The organism is Salinivirga sp. (genome assembly GCF_035268865.1).
Classification (GTDB): domain Bacteria; phylum Bacteroidota; class Bacteroidia; order Bacteroidales; family Salinivirgaceae; genus Salinivirga.
The window spans coordinates 1-4136 of the sequence record NZ_DATFKB010000159.1 but is presented as its reverse complement, the minus strand read 5'-3'; the positions used below and the strand labels follow the sequence as shown (position 1 = coordinate 4136).

Below are 4136 nucleotides of genomic sequence, written 5' to 3'. Positions count from 1 at the left end.
GCTCTTTGTGTAGGCTGATTGCATGGTTCTTCCTGTGCCAGCGCATGGCTGGTCATAATTATCAATATTGTGATGAGCAGGAAAATATATGAACGGCCATGAATCATGCATTATTAATTAATTATTGTGCTGTGAGGCTTGCTTTTTTTATGCTGTTCTATAAGCAATGCCTTTTGTACATCATCATCGTAATATAGGGTCCATGTATCTGAATCAAGCAGGTTCATATAAGCGTAATCGCCAATATAGCGACTTCTTTCCAGTTTAATTCGAACACCATTTTTGCTCCAGCGATAAAACTCATAGGCATAATCAGATTTTTCACTAAGTTGGCGCATAGGAACATAAGCAGCTTCCTGTTTCATTTTCGAAGTAACTACCTCTTTTATCTCTTCAACGCGGTATTGTGGTATATTATGACGTTCAATGGCATAAATCTGGTTGTAGCCTATGATTTTGATTTTTATGTCGTGATTGGTTTTTAATTCACAATCTTCAATAGTATAGGTGTCGTAATTGTATATTCCACGGGTTTTGAGCAAGTCGCGATCGATACGGTCGCCAATACTGTATTTGGCAATTGTGAATTTTACCTGCTTGTAATGGTTTGTAGGTTTTATTTTAATATCTGATTTTTTTGAGCTACATACTTTAGGGTAGTTCTCAGCATATAAAATCAGTTTTGGTTCTTCGTTTATAAAGGTAAAATCATATCCGACAATTGTTTCTATCAGGGTATCGCCTGTAAGCACGTATTGTCTGTTTTCGTTGTAATGACCTTTCCCTTTTATTAGCTTATAAGTGATGGTTGAATCTGTTATTTTGATAGGAAATGTGGTATCGCCAACCATCTTTTTGTTCTTATTGTCGAATTTTTTGTAAGAAACACTGGAATCATTCCTGAAAAGTATTTCATCTCCAATTGTCCATTCATTACCCATAAAGGCTTTTTCTTTGACAGTTTCTGAAGTGTCACAGGCTATAGTAACTAATATGGCTAATAATGGGATTAGTATTTTTTTCATGATTACATATTTACAAGTACTTAATGGTTTAAAAATAATCAATAAAGATTAAATGACATAAAAAAAACACCGACAAATAAATGCCGGTGTTTTTTTTATAGTTGAATTTCAGTAATTTATTACTTCATTTCGTCTGGCATCCACGATTCTACAAGTGTTTTGTGATCGTTGTACCATGCTTTAGCTGCTGTAAGTGGGTCATCAGCTTTTTCAATGGCATTCATAAGGTTGTAAAGTTTCATTTCTTCCATGTTGAAGTTTTTGAAAAATTTACCTACAACCGGACGCTCTTTTACGAAATTAGGGCGTGTAACAATTGCGCACACGTCAGCTGGGAATACTTCTTTTGGATCTTCAAGATACTTAAGATCATAATCAGCCCACATGAAGTGTGGTTTCCAACCTGTAATAATCACGGGCTCTTTTTTGTCATAAGATCTTTTCAGAGAAGCCATCATTGCAGGTCCGCTTGATGTAATTTGTTTAAAATCAAGTCCATATTCTTCAATTGCTTTTTCAGTATTTCTGTGAATACCAGCACCGCTACCGATACCAATAATTTCACCATCAAATACATCAACATTGTCGTTGAGTTCTGCAATTGAATTAACATCTACGTATTGAGGAACTACAAGACCTGTTGTACCACCGCTAAATGATTCGCCAATTTTTTCAAGTTTATCACCGAATTTTTCCCAATAGTCACTATGGGTATGTGGTAACCATGCGTCCATCATAATGTCAGCATCACTTTTTGCAAGTGAAGCATAAATTGGACCTGGCTCAAGTGGTGTTACTTTTACAGTATAGCCTTTATCCTGAAGTGCAGCTTGTGCAAGGTGAGTAAATGCAATTCCTTCTGCCCAGTTAGGATAGAGGATAGAGATTTCCTGGTCTTTTTTGCTGTCTTTTTTATCAGCATCATCTCCTTTTTGGCCACCTGATTGACAAGCAGCAAATGTAAGGAATGCTGCTCCGGTTAAAATAGCCAAAAACGATTTCATGGAAAATTGTAATTTTTTCATAGTTTGTTAATTTTTGTTTGATTATTAGATTATTCTTTAGGTTTTGAAGGACCGAACCCAAGATTTTGTGTAATTCGGTCAAGTATAATTGCTAATACTACAATACCAACTCCGGCTTCGAATCCAAGGCCTATATCGGCTTTAAGTATACCTTTATAAACGGCCTGTCCAAGTCCTCCTGCACCTACCATCGATGCGATAACTACCATAGATAGCGACAACATAATAACCTGGTTAACACCAGCTAATATTGTTGTCATTGCCAGTGGCAGCTGCACTTTAAATAGTAATTGCCTTTTGGTTGCTCCAAATGCTTTTGATGCCTCTACAACATCTTCTGGTACATTTCTGATACCAAGATTTGTTAGGCGAACTGCCGGAGGTAAGGCAAAAATAATTGTTGCCACAACACCTGGTACGTTACCCACACTAAACAGAATAATGGCCGGAATAAGGTATACAAATGCCGGCATAGTCTGCATAAAGTCCAAAATGGGACGTATTATTTTGTCAGCATTATCATTACGTGCGGCGTAAATTCCCAAAGGAATTCCTATAACTAATGCAATGAGTGCAGAAGCAAGAATAAGTGCAATGGTCATCATAGTTTCTTCCCAGTACCCCATAAAATAAAGAAGTAAAAGTCCAAGTACTGTGAATATTAGCATCCCTCCACCTGCTTTCCAACCCGCTTTGGTGAATAATTTACCCCTGGCAGGCAGATAATATGATAAGAGGGCCAGAATGATAATTGTGAGCCAGAAAGGAGAGTTGAGTAATACAAATTGCATAGCTGTAACTACAGCATCTACGCCAGCTGTTATGGCATCAAAGAATCCTCCTGCATTGACTGATAGCCAATCGACTCCTTTTTCAATGTACTTACCAAGTTCTATTTTCATAGGTCAACCCCTCCATCTTCTTTAAGTTGAACAACTTCTTTACGTTCTATACCGATCATCTCGCTGATAACCGAGGAATGTACAACTACGCCGATAAGTTTCTTATTTTCATCAACCACAGCCATGTTGTATATATTGTCTAGAAAGAGAGGCAATAATTCTGAAACTGGGGTTTCTGGACTCACAGCAGTAACTTCTTTTTTCGAGTGAAGCTGCTCGCTGATTTTGTCAAGTCCTTTTTCTTCCATTTCTGCCATCTCAGTATCTTTTACAAAGCCTAAGAATACATTTTGAGTATCTACCACTGGTAATGATGTTACCCCGTATTTGCGCATTTTTCGCAATGCTACTTTGGGCCCGTCATGATCAATACGAACGCTGGCCGGATTTTCAAACATAATTGATCGTGCTGTTACGATATCGCCTCTGTCTACATTTTCAACAAAAGCTTTCACGTAATCATCAGCCGGGTTTGTTAAAATCTCCTCAGGTGTACCTATTTGTACCACTCTACCATCTTTCATAATGGCTATGCGATCGCCAAGTTTGAGTGCTTCATCCAGGTCGTGTGTAATGAAAAGTATTGTTTTATGTACTTTTTCCTGTAATTGCAGCAGCTCGTCCTGCATATTTGTCCTGATTAGCGGGTCGAGTGCACTGAAAGCCTCGTCCATCAGCATTACTTCTGGCTGCGTGGCAAGTGCTCTTGCAAGTCCCACACGCTGCTGCATACCGCCACTCAATTGGCCGGTCATTTGTTCTTCGTAACCTTTGAGGCCCACGGTTTCAATGGTTTCGTAAGCCGTTTTAATGCGCGTTTCTTCGTCAATCCCCTGTATTTCCAAACCAAAACCGACATTTGAGCTTACTGTACGGTGTGGTAAAAGTCCAAAGTGTTGAAATACCATGGTCATTTTTTTCCGCCTCAGCTCTCTAAGCTCAGATTCGGAGGTTTTGATGATGTCTTTATCATCCATTTCAATTGAACCCGAAGTTGGTTCGATTAGTCTATTGAAACAGCGCAAAAGTGTTGATTTACCACTTCCGGAAAGGCCCATTACAACGAAAATTTCGCCGTCTTTTATATCAAGGCTGGCATCGTATACACCTACTGTACATCCTGTTTTATCCAGAATATCGGCTTTAGAATAACCATCGTTTAGTAATTTGAGCGCTTCTTTTTT

Annotated in this window: 4 protein-coding genes; all 4 read right to left on the bottom strand. The window is 38.5% G+C overall.

Features of this window, described 5'->3' with window-relative positions; translation table 11 throughout:
- Nucleotides 1–113: 113 nt before the first annotated feature.
- Nucleotides 114–1025 (bottom strand): hypothetical protein, encoded by a 912-nt coding sequence (locus VJ937_RS09270; RefSeq protein WP_324066618.1) that lies wholly within the window; start codon nt 1023–1025, stop codon nt 114–116.
- A 119-nt stretch (nt 1026–1144) separates the two neighbouring features.
- Complete coding sequence (locus tag VJ937_RS09265) at nt 1145–2050, bottom strand: glycine betaine ABC transporter substrate-binding protein (RefSeq protein ID WP_324066617.1); 906 nt, start codon at nt 2048–2050, stop codon at nt 1145–1147.
- A 29-nt stretch (nt 2051–2079) separates the two neighbouring features.
- Nucleotides 2080–2952, bottom strand: coding sequence for a proline/glycine betaine ABC transporter permease (locus VJ937_RS09260; protein ID WP_324066616.1), 873 nt, complete (start codon nt 2950–2952; stop codon nt 2080–2082).
- A partial coding sequence (locus VJ937_RS09255; protein WP_324066615.1) for a glycine betaine/L-proline ABC transporter ATP-binding protein occupies nt 2949–4136 on the bottom strand: 1188 nt, incomplete at its 5' end. The genes VJ937_RS09255 and VJ937_RS09260, both read right to left, overlap by 4 nt.